The organism is Rathayibacter caricis DSM 15933 (genome assembly GCF_003044275.1).
GTDB classification, from domain to species: domain Bacteria; phylum Actinomycetota; class Actinomycetes; order Actinomycetales; family Microbacteriaceae; genus Rathayibacter; species Rathayibacter caricis.
The window spans coordinates 2,221,741-2,238,436 of record NZ_PZPL01000001.1; the positions used below are offsets into that span (position 1 = coordinate 2,221,741).

Here is a 16,696-nt window from a genome sequence, read left to right on the forward strand (position 1 = left end):
AAGGGTTCCGGTGACTGAGGGACCTTGCCACAGCCTTGCCGTACCTGCCTGACCGTGTCGTCAACGCGGTCGCCGTGGATGCTCTCGATCGGAGCACCGCTCGATCGAACGATGCTCTCTCGTGGTCGGCTGTGCCCGCCGCGCACGGCGCGAAGGCGGCAAACGGCTCGGTCGGCGCTCCTCCTGCGGTGTCGCATTGATGAACGAAGACGTGGGGACTGGACAAGGTTAGGGTTAGCTAATGCGAGGCGAGGTACCAGGGATGCACGTGGGGAATGTCCCGCGGCCTCGAGTGACGGCGCTGCTCGACGCACCGTTGGGCACGGTGGTCGTTGTTCGCGCTCCATCGGGCTATGGGAAGAGCAGCGTGATCAGCGAATGGGTCGCGAACACAAATGAGCTAGTGGTTCGGCTGACCGTGGAGGCTCACCAGGGAGATCGGGCGGCGCTCTGGATTGGCGTGTTGACGCGATTAGCTCAAATGCATGGTTTAGAGAACGATCATCCCGCCTTCGAATCAGCTGACCGAATGCGCACCTCGCTGGTAACGAGTGAAGTTCTGGCAGCGACCTTGACTGCCCTTCCTCCTAGCACGATCGTCATCGATTCCCTCGAGGATTCGGACGAACTGGACGCCATCGTGGCCGATCTTGTCATCGTTGCTCGGCAGGCGGCTCAGATGCGCTTCATCATCGCGACTCGGACATTGACCCAGCTGGATTCACCACAAGTGCGGCTCAGGGTGCCGGTGAAGATTATTGATGCTGCAGAACTAGCGTTCACTCTGGACGAGGTCCGCCAAGTAGTCGAGGCGGAGGCGCCGTCATGGGGGCATCTCGCCCCGGATGTTCGCGCCGCAACGGGAGGAGTGCCGATCCTGGCGAAATTCGCAGCGGTCGACCTCTCCCGCGGCGAGGGCGCGTCGGTCGATCTCCTTACCCAGGGTCTCGAACGTCGGATCGATGCGTTCATCGCCGACGTTGTGCTGAGCGGCGCCGAGATCCGTCCCGTTGTCGGAACCGATGATGCGTTACTCGCTCTTGCCGCGGCCGACCTCCTCGATGACGATCTGGCCTCCGCGTTGACGGGCCAGGATGGAGCGGTACTGCTCAAGCAGGCCCAAAAGGCCGGTTTGGGGAGTGTCAGCACGTATCTCACCGGTGAGGGTGAATTCGCCGACGTATTCCGGCTCAATTCGCTCGTTCTTCGAGCGCTGCGCAGACGAGCCACTCTCACCCCTGAGTTGTACGCCCGGCGCCGAGGCCTGTTCGCTCGGTGGGCGTGGGAGCAGGGGCTCGCGGTCGACGCGTTGTCGGCGAGCGTTGATGCGGGCGATCTCGCTCTGGCCACGGACATCGTGATCGATCACTGGTTCGATCTGGGTACCGTGCATCGGAATGCCGTCGCGGAGATCCTGAACCGGCTAGATCGACGGGCGCTCATGAAATGGCCGATCCTCTCCGCTCAACTCGCCCTGCACTATTTGGCCCGTAAGGATGAGCAGTGGCGCTCAGCAGAGTTGTTCGGGGTCACGACGATCGGTTTCGCTGCTCAACGTCGTCACGCCGACCCCTTGCACCGATTTGTCTTTCTGTTCATTGAGATGGTGGCCTTTCGCACCGTGTTGGGCCGCTACGATCGCGCTCGATCGCGCGCGATTCGATTGAGCGACATGCTCGGCGAGCTCGAGTCGATGCAATTGGAGAGGGCAGCGAACCTCCTTCCCCATGCCATCGCACACATCAGCGCAACACTGCTGCTCGCCGGCGAAACCGACGCAGCGCTGCTGGCCCTGCTCTCCGGATCGCACGCAGCCCGCATCTCCGTGGCCCGACCCCGCTCCCGTTACTTCGCTGTGTCTCTTCGAGCGGGAGCCCATGCCCTTGCTGGCGAGCTCGACGACGCAGGCACGTATCAGCGGGCATCAGACGAGATCCCCGGACAACAGCACCGTCACGATGACTACAGCGGATCCCCGGCACGTCTCGCCGAGGCATATCTCTATCTCGAGGCCGGTGATTACGCGGAGGCGCTGTCGACGATCGAGAGGCTGCACCGGCACTTCGACACGATCGAGAACATGCATCTGCTCCTTGAGGCCGAAGCGTGGGCACTGATGGGTCTCAATGAATCGCATCGAGCGCTCGTTCGCGTCGACGAAGTGCGCACGGCCGCACGCCGCCAGCGAAAGCTCCCGAGCTTCGTGCTCGCTCACCTCGAACGCACCGCCGCCCGCGTCGCGCTCGACATCGGCGATGACGCACTCGCTGCTCACCATGCCAAGGCGGCAGGTCGGCTCGCTCCGTTCTCGGTTGCCCTGCTACGCGCTCAGGTGGAGCTCGCTGGGAACAAGCCGGAGAACGCCCGCACCCTGCTATCGAAGAACCCGCCCCAGGACGGTCACACCGTTCGGGACCGCCTTGAGCACCGCCTCGCTCTCGCCGCGGCCTCGGCTCGTACCGGCCGCCGCTACCTAGGCATATCCAGCCTGCGTGAAGCGGCCATCATCATTGAACGAAAGCGACTCACTTTGCCCCTGCTCGCACAACGTACCTGGGGGTTGGACACCCTCATGGACCTCGCCCGAGACGAAGGAATCACGCGGCTCGTCGATGCCGTGGAGCCTTTCCTAGCCTCCCGGTCGGTCAGTCCTTCGAGCGCGCCGCTGCCAAACCTTTCCACCCGGGAACTTGCCGTTCTACACGCCCTCGCGCACCACTCCTCATACGCGCAGATCGCCGAGCACCTGTTCGTATCCGTCAATACGGTCCGCACCCAAGTGACGTCTCTTTACAAGAAGCTTGGCGTCCGCAATAGAAGCGACGCGCTCTCAACAGCGGCATCTCTGCACTTGCTCGACACGGCCACGGGCTCCCACCCGCACACCCTTGCACCCGGCGAGCGTTAAGAAGTTCAGGCGCGTGCTCCTACGCGCACCAGCATGCCTTCCGCGGCGGTCGCAGCGAAGCTCAATACGATTGCGGAGCAGACCCGCGCAAGAACGATGCTGAGGACAAACGCCGTGCTGAACAGGGAGGCGCTGATCACGACCAAGGAGATGATGCTCGCAACTAGTCCACCGCTGACGCACGCGAGCGACCACAGCAGTCTCGAGTTCCACCGGTAGCGGCCGAGCCACAGGACTCCCTCGACGGCAACGGCCGGCAGTGCGAACGCCGGCACGACGAGCACGCCCAGCGGTGTGAGGGGTATCGAGAAGAATCCCGCAAATACGGCGGTGAGAATGATTGCGCCGCGGGCACGGACGAATCGACCGGCGATCAGCTGTGGCAACACCGTCACGCTCGCTACCGCTGCGTACGCGACCGGAACCACGACTGCCAGCGCCGTCAACGCCGGCTGAATCACCAGGGTGAGGATCACCTGCACCACGGCGAACACCGACGCGGCGACAACCATATGCGCTGTTCGAACCGGGGCTCTGCCTGAAGACTCATCTGAACGCACACGCCATTATCTCTCGAAACTACTCCACCCCCGCTACGTCTGATCGAGACCACGCGACGGATGTGATTCTCGATGTGAACTCGCTTGTCCGCCGACGGAATGAATAGCAGGCCGCCTAATGTCGAGGATGCCATTCCTCGCAGCTCCCTGACCGGTGACTGAGCCGGATGGCCACGCGTTACTCAACACAGTCTCGTCTCCCCTTGTTGCTCACGGAAGGAACTTCGCTTGACCAGTTCCGACAATGTCGCCTCGATCAGCTCGCCCGTAGAAGTCATTGAGGTAGCCAGGCGCCTTCACGCGGAGTACGTAGCGCAACTCCGAAACTGCGACGACCCTGAGTGTCGGGCCCGCCTCCACCTAATCTCTGAGCGTGTGATCAGCGACGCCTACGCGGCGATACACGAAAGCACGGTCAAGGCGCACGCCGTGCTGAACGATATGCGGAACGAACTCGCCGAAGTCACAGCTAGTGTGACCAGCAATGCGTCCGGAGACGTCCGCCTCCCGCGTAGACGACTTCTCCATAGACCATCGGTGACCGCACCCGAGTCCGAGACTCTCATCCCAAACTATTGAGCGACATCGCTTTGCAGATTTGAACGAGCTGAGTGGTCCCAGTGCGCTTTCGCCGGCGCGGCGAAAGCGTCGATGCCGACCCCATTGATGGGTCAGCCGGTGTGCTTGGGTTGCGGGCACCGTCGAAGCGGACGATTGCGATTCATGCGGGTGTGGGACCACCTTACGGGGCCGTCCGAGATCTGGGCCGGACAGATTGAATACTTTGGGATAGTCGCCACGGCCACATGGTCCGCCCGACCAACGCTATCCGCTTCGTAGTAGGCAATCGACTACGGGTAGCGCCCGGCAGACGCAAGCTTTTTGCTATCATTGGAGTTGTATGCCGCGGCATAGTGATCAATATGTTATCGAGAGGGCTATTGCCAGCTTTTTCGTTTTTGATGGGATGTACCCAAAGATCGTTGATCGCGTACCGCGTGATTCCCATGTCCTCAGCATGATGTATGCCTGTGTGCAAATGTATCCCCGCTCTTTTCCGCTGGATGAGCGAGAGTTTGAGCTTGGCCGCTTCGTTACCGATAAGAATGTTGCGCTCTTCGGGCGGCTTGTCGCGGATGAGGAAGACGGCATAGGTGACTACGACAACCTGTCTGCGGATAACATGGCAGCTGCGGTGTTTATGCAATTGTGGATGTTCAAGCATTGCAGCGCCAGTGTCACCTTCTCGACATTCGGTGAGTTCACGCGATTCGCTCGAAACGCCACCGATCTTGCAGGGGCATCAGGCGGCTAGAAGTTCCAAACGTGACGCTATCAAGACGATATTTCGCGCTAATGGCGATTTGCCCGGTGGAGAGCAGGGCGGAGCTACGCACTGCGTATTGGAAAGGGCTACGCGGAGAGCGCGGTCTCCAGAGTCAACACGCCGGAGTAGTCGGCTCGCGCGCACTGCAGCCGCAGGCGATCAGGACGTGCTCTGACTCTGAGTCGTGATACCTCAAGTGCCATCGCTGCGGCAGCTTTTCGTGTAGCTCGGCGGTGAGCACCCAGTCCCGTCCATCCTCGGTGAGGAACTTGGCCACGCCGGAATGCGCCTCTGGCCGACACGCGGCGACTCCTTCTCCGCCTGATACTTCATTGTCGCCTTGTTCGCGAGCGCCAGTGGACGTCGCGAGTCGCCGCTTCTGCGCTGAGCCGCTGCGGCAGTGAAGCCGAGGCCGCGTCCCACCCTGCTTCGCCAATTTGCCAGCGTCCGGCGAGCACCAGGTACTTCCGTCGTTCGCGTCGCGACGCCTCCTGCGCCTTCGATACTTCGATCTGCTCGGAACTGACGATGCGGTTTCGGTTACCTACAGTTCCCCGTGAAGTTTCGGTCTCCGAGACACGGGATGGCCTACAGCGATCGGGCGTCCTCGCCGCGCAGGCCGCTGGCGAGCGCCGCGTCACCGAGATCCAGGTGAAGACAGCGAACGACACCGTGCCGAACATGATTTTGCCTATCACGGCTAAGGCTAGGGAAGCCGCCTTACGGACCGCACATGGTTCTCCGATCGACAGAGTTCGAGTCTTGATGCCAACGTGGGCTGGCTACGAGGACCGCTGGGACTTTCTCGAGGCACCTGCCGATCACGTACCTGTTCTCCTTCGTCCCGTCATGCGAGCACAGTCGCTACTCGACCGTGCTGGCCTTCCGCCCGGGCGTCCGTGGGAGGTAGACCTGCCGGACTGGTGAGCGAGGCCACGCGTCCCTGCTGAGCCGGTTGCGATGTTCGCTCGATTCGCTGGGCGAACTGCCTAGCGGCCATTTGTGTCCGGGCCCATGATTGGCGCACACTGGGGGAGTGGCAACGAAAGTGACCCTTGTGGACGACCTTGACGGTCTGCTCGCACCAGACGGCTCGACCGTGCGATTTTCGATCGACGACGATGTCTACGAAATCGACTTGTCTCCAAAGAACCGCCAGAAGCTTCGAGCAGCGCTGCGTCCCTACGTCGACGCGTCGCGTCGAGCTCGCTACACGACGATCGGCCTTCCCCGCGTGGAACGGAAGCGGCCGAGAGTCTGAGCGCACGTCCAGAAGCTTCTGGACAGTGGTACTAGACGATCCGGAAGTCACAGCCGCGGCACGGCCCACCAGGGCTTGTAGACGTGGCGGGTGCAGCAAAGGCCGCGAGTCGAAGGGCCTATCCGAGCAACAAGATGCAGGGCATGACTCCGTCAACTTGAATTCGCGCGCATAGAGACCGTAGTGTTCAAGGCGCCGAAACATTGTCCTGTTGGAGGAACTCATGGCTCAGAAAGTCACATTCGTCGATGACCTCGACGGCACCCCGCTCGACGAAGACGGCGGAACCGTTCGCTTCTCGTTCGACGGAGTCAACTACGAGATCGACCTCTCCACGAAGAACGCGGAGAAGTTCGAGAAGGCCCTTGCTCCCTACATCGAGGGCGGCCGCAAGGTTCGAGGCGGCGCATCTTCCCCGGCAGGTTCCTCATCACCGGCGAAGAAGAGCGACCCTCAGCGTCTCAAGGCGATCCGCGAATGGGCGAATGCGAACGGGCACGAGGTCTCGAGCCGCGGGCGGATTCCCCAGGAAGTAGTGGACGCGTACGACGCCGCAAACTAAAGAACGTTGAGAAGAGGGTGGAGCCTGTGCGGGCTTCATCCTCTTCTTGTCTCCACGGGCTGATCATCGAGCGCACCGCGCGCGCTCGAATCTGGGGGCGCAGCCCGGCAGTCCGCTTCCGGCGCCCCGAACTGGGCTGTTTCCAAGAATTCGGGAGCACCGAGGAGTGCGCAAGTCGGCTCGGGCGCACGCCCTTCGGCGATGATCCGCTACGAAAAGGCTTGCCTCGCGCAGCGCGTGCGCGTGGATCTGTAGCAGCTGCGCAGGATGCCTCAGGACGGAGGCTGACGAGCACACTCGCACGGGCTGACCGAGTGGTCGGTGTCGGTGTGGACTGAACGATCGGTCGCGCGCATCAGCACGCGACGAACCTCACGCGCGCGAAGGGGCTGGTCCGATCTGCACGGATTCGAGCGTCGGGCCGTCCGATCGCGCGATCAGCCACTCACGCGGCGGACTGACGACGAAAGCCCACCACTCTCGTCGACGGCGCCGGACGGCTCCTGGTCATCGCCTGCACCGCCGGACAACAGGCCGGCGACTCACCGATCGCCCCAGCCCTACTACCCTTAGACTCAATGGTGCCGTCGAGGATGCGCAGTATGCGCCACCCCGCAGTCCTTTGCCATCCAGCGGCCAACTACTCAAGCGGATCAGGGGTATCGACACCGCGAAGTCGAGTGCAGCGGCTGCGGGGCGTGGGGTCTCAGGCTCCTGGCTGTTTGGGAGCGAAACTAGAGCCACTGTCCCGGCTACTTGCCTTTCTCGTCGTGTAGCGAATCCCGACCATGACTGCCGTATCAGCGTGGGCTCCAAGCACCCATCGTAAGTGAACGACCGCGTAGCGATCAATGCGCCCTGCCTCGCTTCTACGTAGGAACTGTTTCATCTTCCTGACCCCGCTTGACGCACTCCGAGAGAAATGGGTAAATCTCTCACCGACGGCGCGGCGAACTAACATGCAACTACGGTCTAAATGGAAAACAACGAGAGGCACGAGCGCAGGACCGGAGAGGGAAACTCTCACAGCGAGATAGGGATTCACTGATCGAGAATGACACCGCGCACACTAAACTCCCTTCTGTGCCGCAGATCCCGCGAGAACCTAGAAGTCTTGCGGATTGAAGGCCGAGTGAGTCGCTCTAAGGTTCACACAATCTTGCGCTACCGTCGCCGCCACTATGACGAAATAGCGATCCGCAACCCCACTCGTCGTTGCGTCGTAGTAATACTGGTCATAGCACGGTGTAAATTCCCCAGGCGTATTTCCGCCGCCAACAACTTGACGCACGAAACACGACAACGCTACTTGCGGCAGCTTCTGCGCCTGCCCTTCGGAAAGGATGAGCATTGCCGACGCGGCGCGGAGGTCTTTTGATACGAGGACTTTCGCAGCGACTACGCCATAATCCAGTGCGCACGTCGCCGTCGAGTTGACTGCACTAAAAGCTGGTCCCATTGCGGGAAGAAAGGCAACCAACTTACCGATATAGGCAAGCGCTTCAGAATCTTCTAGCTCGTAGCTCTGCGGGAAACTAGGAAGCTGCGCTTGGATACGCGCTGAAGCGTCGGCATCACCACTGAGTGGACCACCACCGGACACGTCGGCGGTCGGATCCGGAACTAAGACAACCACAGGGCCGGGCGTGGAGGGCGCCGTGAACGGTGGCAGTGGCGCGGGGACAGGATCGGGATCGCCCTCACATCCAACGAGACCTACGAGCAGGAGCGTGACCGCTCCGAAAATTGGTAACGCCCTGTTCCAGCGCATCTTCGGCCCCTTCGCCCGCGGATGGTCAATCATGGCGGCGCGCTGGCTCCGCGCACAAGAGCACGGCCGGTCTTCGCCGGTCTAGGTCCGGTTTCGCGCTGATGGGCCTGGCGACGGCGTCAACACCTCGCACGCGTAGCCTGCAACGTGACAATGAGGATGATCTACTGGGCTGGCAAAGTATCTCTTGTTAAATTTCGCACTGGCCTCGCTTTGAATCTCAGTGCCGGTCGCTCAATTAGCCACCACGACGCCACCGCAAGCAGGGCAGTCACGCCGGTAACGATGGCAAAGTTGAGCGCGGTGGCCTGCACACCTATGAGAGTAAGGATAACTTGCTGCACCGGGTAGCCCCAGAGATAAAGGCCGTACGAGAGATCTCCGAACCGCGCAGCGTCGCGGACGAGCGGCAGATCAGACCTCCCAACCGTAAGGACGAGGAGCGGCAGCCCAAGGACGAGAAGAATCGGACTAGCGCCTGCAAGCATCGAAAGCGAGACAAGCGCAACGCCCGCGGCGAGAGCTACCGAAGGCCGAACTTCGATGACGGAAGGTGCGCGCGCTACGAGCGACGCTGCTGCAAACAACGCGCAGAGCGTCGCAGTCTCGGACGAGCCAGGTACAGCAGCAGCAAGTGCAAGCAAACCGCACCCTGCGGCAATAGTTGCTGGCAGATACCAGCGCCTCGGCATCAACGAAACTATTAGGACACCGATATAACACAAGAACTCGACGCCAATAGTCCACAATGAACCATTAGCAGCGCTACGCGCATGCACATCGTCCTGAAATACGCCAGGAAGGTCGTAACGCCCGACCAAAACGAGATTCTGAAGGTACGTCCACGTTGCCGTGCTTGAGAAATAGCTACTTGCGGAGAGCGAGGTAAGCAGAGGCCCAATTACAAATGCAGATACAAGGACTACCACAGCCAAACCCGGTATGATGCGGAGCAGGCGGTTCCGAAGGTACGTCCACCAGCTTCTAGATCTCTGGGCGCTTTGGGTGATCAAGTATCCGCTAATACAGAAAAAAATCATCACACCGAGAGTATGAAGCGGGATTTCTCCAAGCCTAGGTGCCGTTCGACCCCGGAGCACAAAGGAGTGCCCATAGATTACCAGTAATGCTCCAGTGACGCGAAGCGCATCAAAACTATTCATTCGGTTACCAACAACAGCCACATCCACCTCATCGTCGTCCTCCGAAACCGAGGCATCCTCATTATTTCGAGCTTGTTTCATGATTTGACCCACCATCAAACCGCACGCTATGTTCCACCTGGGGGGACAAGGCCGACCATCTGGCGGTCGAACCTGGCGTTTGCACCCCTCAGACAAGGGGAAGAAATGTCGAAGAGATTTTTCGCGGTTGCACTGCTGGCCGCGGCGCTGATCACCGGCGGAGGGGCCACTACCGCCTACGCATTGACAGCGAACACTAGCATAAGCGACGCGCCGACAGGTTGGGACACCCAGTATCGACCCAGCTCGGGCGCAGCTCAGTCTATTCGTCTGTCGGTTTGCGCCCAGGGCGGCGCGGGAGCACCATCGCCGACGAGCGTACAGATGCAATTGCAGCGTAACAACGGCGGATCGGCGCTTTCTGAGGGCAACAAGACGGCGGCTTGCGGGACCACGATGAACTGGGGCACTCGGTCGACCGGAATCTCCTACCGGTACCAGATCAATGGCTGGACCGCTGGGGGCGTTTATTGCGGAGACGGATGCCTAAGACTCTTCTCGGCGGGCAGCGTCACGATCACCTACTAAGACCTAGATACAAAGCTGCACAGCCTTGGCCCGGGGCGCCTCGCCCCGGGCCAAGGCGTGTCAGCAAGGAGCGATGTTGAAGAATCTCCGTCCACTTGTGCCGATCCGAGCGAATCCAGCAGTTTGGGTCGCGCCGTTCGTCGTGTTGGGAATCGTCTACATGTGGACGACAGTGTTGGCGCCGTATCCGCCAGACCGTTATCTCACTTCGTACCTCGCCCGCGCAGCCAACGGACTCCAATACGGGCTACCGCTCGTCGCGGGAGCAAGCGCGTGGTGCGCCAGAAGAGCAGTGCCCGCGCACGACGGAGGCGCTTTGCCTCGAGTTCGAGTGTCAGTTCGAGTAATAGCGTTGTACACGTGGCCGCTCTTGGTCGCCGCCTGGATCGGTTACGGCATTACAGTAGTCCTGCAAATCTCGGCTGCGTCTCCGTTGACTGCATCCGCATCATGGATGATCTTATTGACTGTAACAGCCATGACGATCACCTCCATTTCCTTCGGTTGGCTTCTGGGGTCCCTGCTCCCCACACCAATTGCCGTCCCGATCGCGATTTTTGCTGCTTTCCAGTGGGCCGTTTCTCCGCTCCTAGACGCAAGCAACGTATCTTGGCGAAACATCGCCGGCTACGCGATATTCGCATGCTGCGACACCGCTGCCTACCAGCCGGATGGACGCGCTCTGCTCGCCCCTGTCGTCGTTGCAGTTGGTGTACTTATTGCGGCCCTGCTAACTTTCAGGTCATCGAAGTTCAGATGGCTAATTCCCGCCTGCGGGTCGATCGCGCTGACGATTGTCGTTGCAAACTTGATCGCGGTCAACACAACGGCAACTGCAGGCTCTCTCCGCAACGTGGCGGACCAAGCTTGTCAGACCTCGAATGAAGTGACGTACTGCGTCTATCCGGAGACTCTTTCCTCTGGCGAGCAACGGGACTATCTCGGATACATCACCCCCGGCGTGACGTCGCTGCAAGATAGAGGAATGGTTCTGCCAAAAACCATACGCGCTCCCCACGATGGGAGCAGCCCTGCTGAGATCCAACTCGACATCGGTGCAGGGAGGTCACAGCCTGACGTGCTTATCGCGACCGCTGGCGCGATTTACGCAAGTTTGACGTGCTCGCCGGCCGAATCGGAATCAGATATCGGGCCAGATGTTATTGTGCCCTATGCCATTGCCCTCTTGATGGGCGGCGAACCTTTGTCCGTGCTGCCTCCGATTGCAATATACGATTCCGAAGTACCTGGCGCGGTTGGACGAGAGCTCACGCCGACGGAGGTACAGGAAAAACTTGGGATCGCAGACGATAACGCGGCTGAGTCTGTTGTGGACGCGTGGCAGTCCAGCCAGACCAGCTGCAGAGAGAACGTGAATTGATGACAATTGAGATCCGCGACCTTGAATTCCGTTACAGCCGGCGGACCAGCATATTCTCGAATTTCAGCCTCGCCGTCGATCTTTTCCCTGCGGTTCTCCTTGGACAAAATGGTGCAGGGAAGTCAACGCTGTTGTCTCTGGTCGCGGGCACTTCCCGTCCGCAATCTGGCTACATTTCAGTCGGAGGTCGTCGCTCTCAGGGCCGAGGCGCTCTCCGTCAACTCAGGCGGAAGACCGGTTGGCTTCCGCAGGACGTCGAAGCCCTACTGGGGTTCACGACGGAAGAGCAAGTGACCTATGCCGGATGGCTGAAGGGGATGTCAAGAGGGGACGCAGCGAGTAGTGCGCGTCGAGCTCTTGAGAAGGTGGGCCTGGCTGACATGCGAGAGAAGCAGAGTCGTTCTCTCTCTGGCGGGCAGCGGCGGCGGCTTGGGATTGCTCAAGCGATCGTTCACGATCCAAAGCTCGTTCTGCTCGACGAGCCGTACGCCGGTCTAGATCCTGAGCAGCGGGCCTCCGTCCGCGGAACGCTCCTCGAACTGGCCAATACGACGGACCTGATGGTATCTACGCACCAGACCGAAGACCTCGAGGAGGTCTACAAGCAGGTCATCGTGCTTCGTGAGGCGAAGGTCCTGTTTTCTTCTTCGATCGCGACATTCTATGAATCGGCGCCGAAGGACTCACATGCCGCCGTCAAGGCCGAACTTGCGTACACCAACGTCCTAAAGCTCGCCGGGATGAAGGATTGAGACAATGGCTTCGTAGCCGTAGCGCCGGACCCTACGTTTTGGCTTGCGTGATCCTAGGGGCTCTCATTGCTATGAGCGGCACCTACGGCCTGACCATTCCAAACCTGCGGAACGGTTCCGTAAATGTTGTTGACCTCGGGTACGTTGCCGCAGCCATACCTGGACTCTTATGGATCGTATGCTCAGCACCAAGTCGGGACTCTGCGCAGGAACGTGTCTCCGTGCGCTCTCGCCAGCTGTTGTATCTCGACTACGCTTTGTCGACACTCATACCCGTTATCATCGGCGCGTTGCTATGGCTTGTGGGGGATAGCGCATCAAAAGGCTACGGGCGGAACGTGTTGCTTTTTGCGCTCCTGTGTGCAGCGTCACTCACTTTGATGAAAGGCTACGTCGCTCTAATCACACCGGTTGTCTATCTCGTCGTTGCGGCTTCCTTCGGCTTTCCTCAACCTGGCGCCTCCGCGGATCCGTGGGCTTTCGGGCTGGACCCCTGGGCCGTCGACGACTGGGTGCCACTGGTCGTATTCGGGGTGGTCTTCTCCAGTTTGATTCTGCTTCCTAGACGCTCGCATTGATGTCCGCCCGACCTTTATTGGGCCTTGACTGAATCCCACATTTCAGCGCGCGTCCGAGGAGACACAACAGGCTGGTTCACGGGTACTAACTGGGCCGGTGACAGTATCTTTCCGACCCTGGTCGATGTCGCTGGACGCCCGGCTGCCGTCCGGAGGGCCGAGGAGACGATCAACGTGTTCTACCGAAACGTCAGCGGCGGTCTCTGCCAGAGTTACCTCCAGAATGGAAGCTGGGCGACGTCCCCGGTCCTCGCCGCTAACCTCACTACGGAGCCCTTCTCGGTGGTAACGAGTACAGGAGTCGACGTTTTCGACGGAGGTTGCAACCGGATCGAGCGTCGAAACGCTGAGTTGGTCTGGTGCACACGTACCGCAGCTGCGGGCGATCAGGACGAGCTCGGTCGCCGGATCGTGGTACTGAAGGTGCCACCGCTGCGTCATAGTCTCGCGCAGTTCAGCGGTGTGGACCCAGCCGCGTCGGTTCTCGACGAGGAACTTCGACATGTCGGAGTACACCTGGCCGGTGCGTGCCCAGTCCTCCGCTGCCTGGTACTTCAGCGTCGCCTCGTTCATAAGACGCCAGTGCGCATCACCAAGAGAGGCCGGACGGCCGTACTGCTCGGCGAGCGAGGCGGCGGTTGCGTCCCATGCCGGCTCGTTCACCTGCCAACTTCGAACGTGCAGGTACTTGCGCCGGGCGCGCAGCGCCGTTTCCTCCGCCTTCAGCACGTCCGCCTGCTCAGGAGTGACGATGCGAGTCTGGCCAACGATCTTTCGTGCCGCGATCTGCTGCCCGCATGAGCCGCACTTGCCGCGAGCCTTAGGGATGATGTCGAGCATGAAGCCACAGCTCGGGCAGGCTGGGGAGTATCCGCGCTCAGGGCCGCATCCCGAAGGTCCCGCGCCTTGGCGAGCCGATCCCTAAGCTTTGGATGGTTTGCCCTCACAAGATTCTTCTGCCCAGTGAAGAAACGCTCGATGACCGCGACCTCGTCGGCGTAGCGCTCCTGCTTCCGAAGTGTCATGGCAGCCCACCCGGTGTAGGCCGGCGCCCGTCCGTTACCTTCGATCTCGTCCGCTCGCTCCGTTGCCGCGATGCACTCGAGGAGCAGCTCGAGCGCATGGTCGTACCGTTCCGCATGTCGGAGCGCCCGGATCTCGTCGACGTGCGCGGTGAAGTGCTTCCCCCGAACCTTCGAGAACCGGGCAGCCTTACGCCGCTGGCGCTCCGCCACCGCAATCTTCCGATCAATCTCCTCGATCGAGAGCAATGGCTCCTCGGAGCCACCAGACAGATCGACATCGAGTGTCGTCTCCCGCCCTGTGGTCGACGTCGTCGTCACGCGGATCGTGGGTGGGTCTGCGGGTGGGGGAGAGAATGTCGGCACCGCGGAGTCGGGCTCGGAGGCAGACGGGCTCGTACTTTCCCGCTTGTCCCCGCCGTCGAAGAGCGTAGGGAACCAACCCATGCACGGGTCTCCCCTGAACCTTGGCGAGCCTACCCGCGGCAAGGTACCCGCCGGCCCTCGCGCGTGCGTCGCGAACCGAGCGCAGAACGGCGCTGCCCGTCGCGGACGAAGCCGAGGCGGGCAGCGCGCAATCGCGTGGTCCGGCCGAAGAGTTGGCAGCCTGTTCCCGCCTTTTCCCTCGGCGGGTGCAGATCCTTGCCGTACGAGTTCCTAGTCTTGATGGTGCCGTCGAGGTGGCGCTCGGTGTGTTCGACCCCGCGAGCCTTCGCCATATCGCGACGATCGCCTCCTGCTCGAGCTCGCCGCCAACGTTGTGGGCTGCCAGTGATGTGCTCTGCGACTCTGAACCACCGAGATAGGCGCACTGAGGGCGGTCTCGGGGAATTCTGTCTCTCGTTGCCCAGGGGGTTGCTGCGTCGATCCTCGTGCCGTCAGCGGCTCTAGGGCACCCATGCAGAGACGCGCCTCGAATCCGTCCTGCCGGCAACGATCAAGGCTAGAGTCTCTAGAAGCTCCCTCACGGAGCCGGGGGGAGCGAAAGACGGCAGATGGGTTCTCTGCGCGGCGAGTACGCCGCTTACGATGGTCCTGGCGGACTCAAGTTTGGTACAGCTCGGATCAACGAAGGCCTCGGCTTTGCAAGAATCGTGTTAACGAGGAACGTCAATAGAGAAGGTAAAGAGTATCCGGACCCAGTCACCTTTGTCTACTTTGGTATTATCGCTGGCCGCAAAGTGGCTCTATTCTTCCGCCAAAAAGGGGCGCGTGATCGAGTTGGTGCAGCCATCTTGCGGCGCACTACTCAGGGCGAAATGCTGGGATATGCGACTTATTTCGAGGAAGATTCAACTGAATCGATCACGAAAGAAATATTCTTAAAGCTAACCTGAGTCTTCGGTGCTATAATTACCATACATGAAAGAGGTGGAAAAAGTGACCGGCAGTTGGAAAAGTGATCTTTTTCAGTCGTCCGAGCCTTCCAAATCTCTCCTGACCGCAGGCCGTGCGGTGCATTTAACCATGAACAAGTCTCACTCAATCAGGAATGTGGAGTACGCGGCGAAGCGTTTTTGGCGCAGCCGCTCTGGGCGGGCGGTAATGTCGGTAGCGTCAGGTGCTCGAACGTGCCACATCATCGCGATTGCAATGAGTGGAGTTGAGTTGGGCGCTGCGGTGGCCATGACCGCACCAAGCACGTCTTGCTCTTTCGATTTTACAGTCGTCGATCGCCGGTATCGTTTCAGAACTCCCGACCTCCAGTACGTGGCGGGTGAATCCATAATCATTGTGGACAACTCAATCCACACTGGACGTACGATGATTGCGACGCTTCACGCGCTTCGACGAGACCACGGCGTATCGGGGTCGATTCAAATTGTGAAATATATCGATTATCAAGATCCGCTAGAACGCGAGGTGCTAGCAAAGCTTCGGCGAGGTTTTGGCGCCCAGGTATTTTCCGTTCTACGCATCAGCGAGCTGACCCAAGAGCCATCATTCAAACACCTTCTTTCAGTGAAAACGGGATAGCGATGGAGTGGTGGGATTTCGAGCAGTATCCAGTCTGGCTAATAAATCTCGCGACTGTACTAGGTTTCTTACTGACTATTCTCACGGTACTTCTGTCAGTTGTCGCGGGGGTGCGGCGATACTCATGGAGCAGGCGCCTAAGCGATATCAAGGGTCTTTCCCGTCGTTCGCTCATGGAAATGCTAAGTGGCAAGGCTAGGCGCCCATTCCCCGTCAGAATTCGGAAGCGGATCACTTTTGACGAGTACAGCCGAATTGTTCACATCTTTTGCGATGACTTGACTCGCGGACGGCGTGTTGATTACGACTATTTTGTTGGTGTGAATTTGTCCGGGTTTTCAGCGGCGGCTGATTTCGCAAAATTCGGTGTTTTCCGTCGAGTACTTCTGGTTGAGGTAGATGTTATTCTGGGAAACGGAAACGAGCCTTTTGCAGAGTCAGTTCGCCCGCGTTTTGATCTTGATGACATCTCCGGGAAGCGACTGCTCGTAATTGACAACTCGATACGGTCGGGACGAACGCTACAATTGGTGGTTGAGCTTCTTGTCAAGAGCGGTGCGATAGTCGACACATGCGTTATCTACCAGAGAACTGCAGGCGACGGCTATCAAATTGATCCGGACTTTGTGATGTTGAGGTCCGCCGGCCGTAAATTCGATCATTGGCTCCGATAAGCGGCTAGTTGTACTGCTCGTCGCCCCGGAGCAAAGGAGCCTCGCCAGCCGACGTGCTCTGTGAATTGCTTCGCAAAAGCGGCGGGCGACTACGCAAATTTCGACCCCTGTTTTCCCTCGTCGCTGCGGCCGAGGAGTGCGCGGAACCAAC

At 60.0% G+C, this 16,696-nt stretch carries 13 protein-coding genes; 8 read left to right on the plus strand and 5 right to left on the minus strand.

From position 1 onward, the window contains the following. Positions 1–292 precede the first annotated feature (292 nt). Positions 293–2,908 (plus strand): helix-turn-helix transcriptional regulator, encoded by a 2,616-nt coding sequence (locus tag C1I63_RS10385; protein WP_170116367.1) that lies wholly within the window; start codon positions 293–295, stop codon positions 2,906–2,908. A gap of 5 nt (positions 2,909–2,913) precedes the next feature. Here the strand turns inward: C1I63_RS10385 and C1I63_RS10390 are convergent, their stop codons facing one another. Further along, positions 2,914–3,420 carry a hypothetical protein gene (locus C1I63_RS10390; RefSeq protein WP_107574717.1) on the minus strand — a complete coding sequence of 169 codons (507 nt, stop codon included), beginning with the start codon at positions 3,418–3,420 and terminating at the stop codon, positions 2,914–2,916. Between the two features lie 949 nt (positions 3,421–4,369). On the opposite strand from C1I63_RS10390, the gene C1I63_RS19465 reads away from it, so the two are divergent. From C1I63_RS19465 to C1I63_RS10400, 3 genes are all read left to right on the plus strand, one after another. Further along, the gene (locus tag C1I63_RS19465) at positions 4,370–4,783 is read left to right on the plus strand and encodes a hypothetical protein (protein ID WP_146168436.1); all 414 of its coding nucleotides are present in this window, start codon (positions 4,370–4,372) and stop codon (positions 4,781–4,783) included. A gap of 1,048 nt (positions 4,784–5,831) precedes the next feature. Then, positions 5,832–6,056 carry an Lsr2 dimerization domain-containing protein gene (locus tag C1I63_RS10395; RefSeq protein WP_107574718.1) on the plus strand — a complete coding sequence of 75 codons (225 nt, stop codon included), beginning with the start codon at positions 5,832–5,834 and terminating at the stop codon, positions 6,054–6,056. A 223-nt stretch (positions 6,057–6,279) separates the two neighbouring features. Beyond that, the gene (locus C1I63_RS10400) at positions 6,280–6,618 is read left to right on the plus strand and encodes a histone-like nucleoid-structuring protein Lsr2 (RefSeq protein WP_107574719.1); all 339 of its coding nucleotides are present in this window, start codon (positions 6,280–6,282) and stop codon (positions 6,616–6,618) included. Between the two features lie 1,105 nt (positions 6,619–7,723). Here C1I63_RS10400 and C1I63_RS19470 read toward each other — a convergent pair. Both C1I63_RS19470 and C1I63_RS10405 read right to left on the minus strand, forming a co-directional pair. Beyond that, positions 7,724–8,422 carry a hypothetical protein gene (locus tag C1I63_RS19470; protein ID WP_146168437.1) on the minus strand — a complete coding sequence of 233 codons (699 nt, stop codon included), beginning with the start codon at positions 8,420–8,422 and terminating at the stop codon, positions 7,724–7,726. A gap of 131 nt (positions 8,423–8,553) precedes the next feature. Continuing rightward, complete coding sequence (locus C1I63_RS10405) at positions 8,554–9,648, minus strand: acyltransferase family protein (protein WP_107574720.1); 1,095 nt, start codon at positions 9,646–9,648, stop codon at positions 8,554–8,556. A gap of 991 nt (positions 9,649–10,639) precedes the next feature. On the opposite strand from C1I63_RS10405, the gene C1I63_RS19475 reads away from it, so the two are divergent. Next, on the plus strand, positions 10,640–11,542 hold the full coding sequence (locus tag C1I63_RS19475) for a hypothetical protein (protein WP_146168438.1): 903 nt from the start codon (positions 10,640–10,642) through the stop codon (positions 11,540–11,542). Next, positions 11,542–12,294, plus strand: a complete 753-nt coding sequence (locus C1I63_RS10410; RefSeq protein ID WP_146168439.1) for an ATP-binding cassette domain-containing protein — start codon at positions 11,542–11,544, stop codon at positions 12,292–12,294. Before C1I63_RS19475 ends, C1I63_RS10410 begins: the two co-directional genes overlap by 1 nt. A 620-nt stretch (positions 12,295–12,914) precedes the next feature. Here the strand turns inward: C1I63_RS10410 and C1I63_RS19480 are convergent. Next, on the minus strand, positions 12,915–13,712 hold the full coding sequence (locus tag C1I63_RS19480; RefSeq protein WP_146168440.1) for a hypothetical protein: 798 nt from the start codon (positions 13,710–13,712) through the stop codon (positions 12,915–12,917). Continuing rightward, positions 13,595–14,215, minus strand: coding sequence for a hypothetical protein (locus C1I63_RS19770; RefSeq protein WP_107574722.1), 621 nt, complete (start codon positions 14,213–14,215; stop codon positions 13,595–13,597). Before C1I63_RS19770 ends, C1I63_RS19480 begins: the two co-directional genes overlap by 118 nt. A gap of 674 nt (positions 14,216–14,889) precedes the next feature. On the opposite strand from C1I63_RS19770, the gene C1I63_RS19485 reads away from it, so the two are divergent. Both C1I63_RS19485 and C1I63_RS10420 read left to right on the plus strand, forming a co-directional pair. Further along, positions 14,890–15,231 carry a hypothetical protein gene (locus C1I63_RS19485; RefSeq protein WP_146168441.1) on the plus strand — a complete coding sequence of 114 codons (342 nt, stop codon included), beginning with the start codon at positions 14,890–14,892 and terminating at the stop codon, positions 15,229–15,231. Positions 15,232–15,256: 25 nt separating this feature from the next. Then, complete coding sequence (locus C1I63_RS10420) at positions 15,257–15,871, plus strand: phosphoribosyltransferase family protein (protein WP_107574723.1); 615 nt, start codon at positions 15,257–15,259, stop codon at positions 15,869–15,871. Positions 15,872–16,696 lie beyond the last annotated feature (825 nt).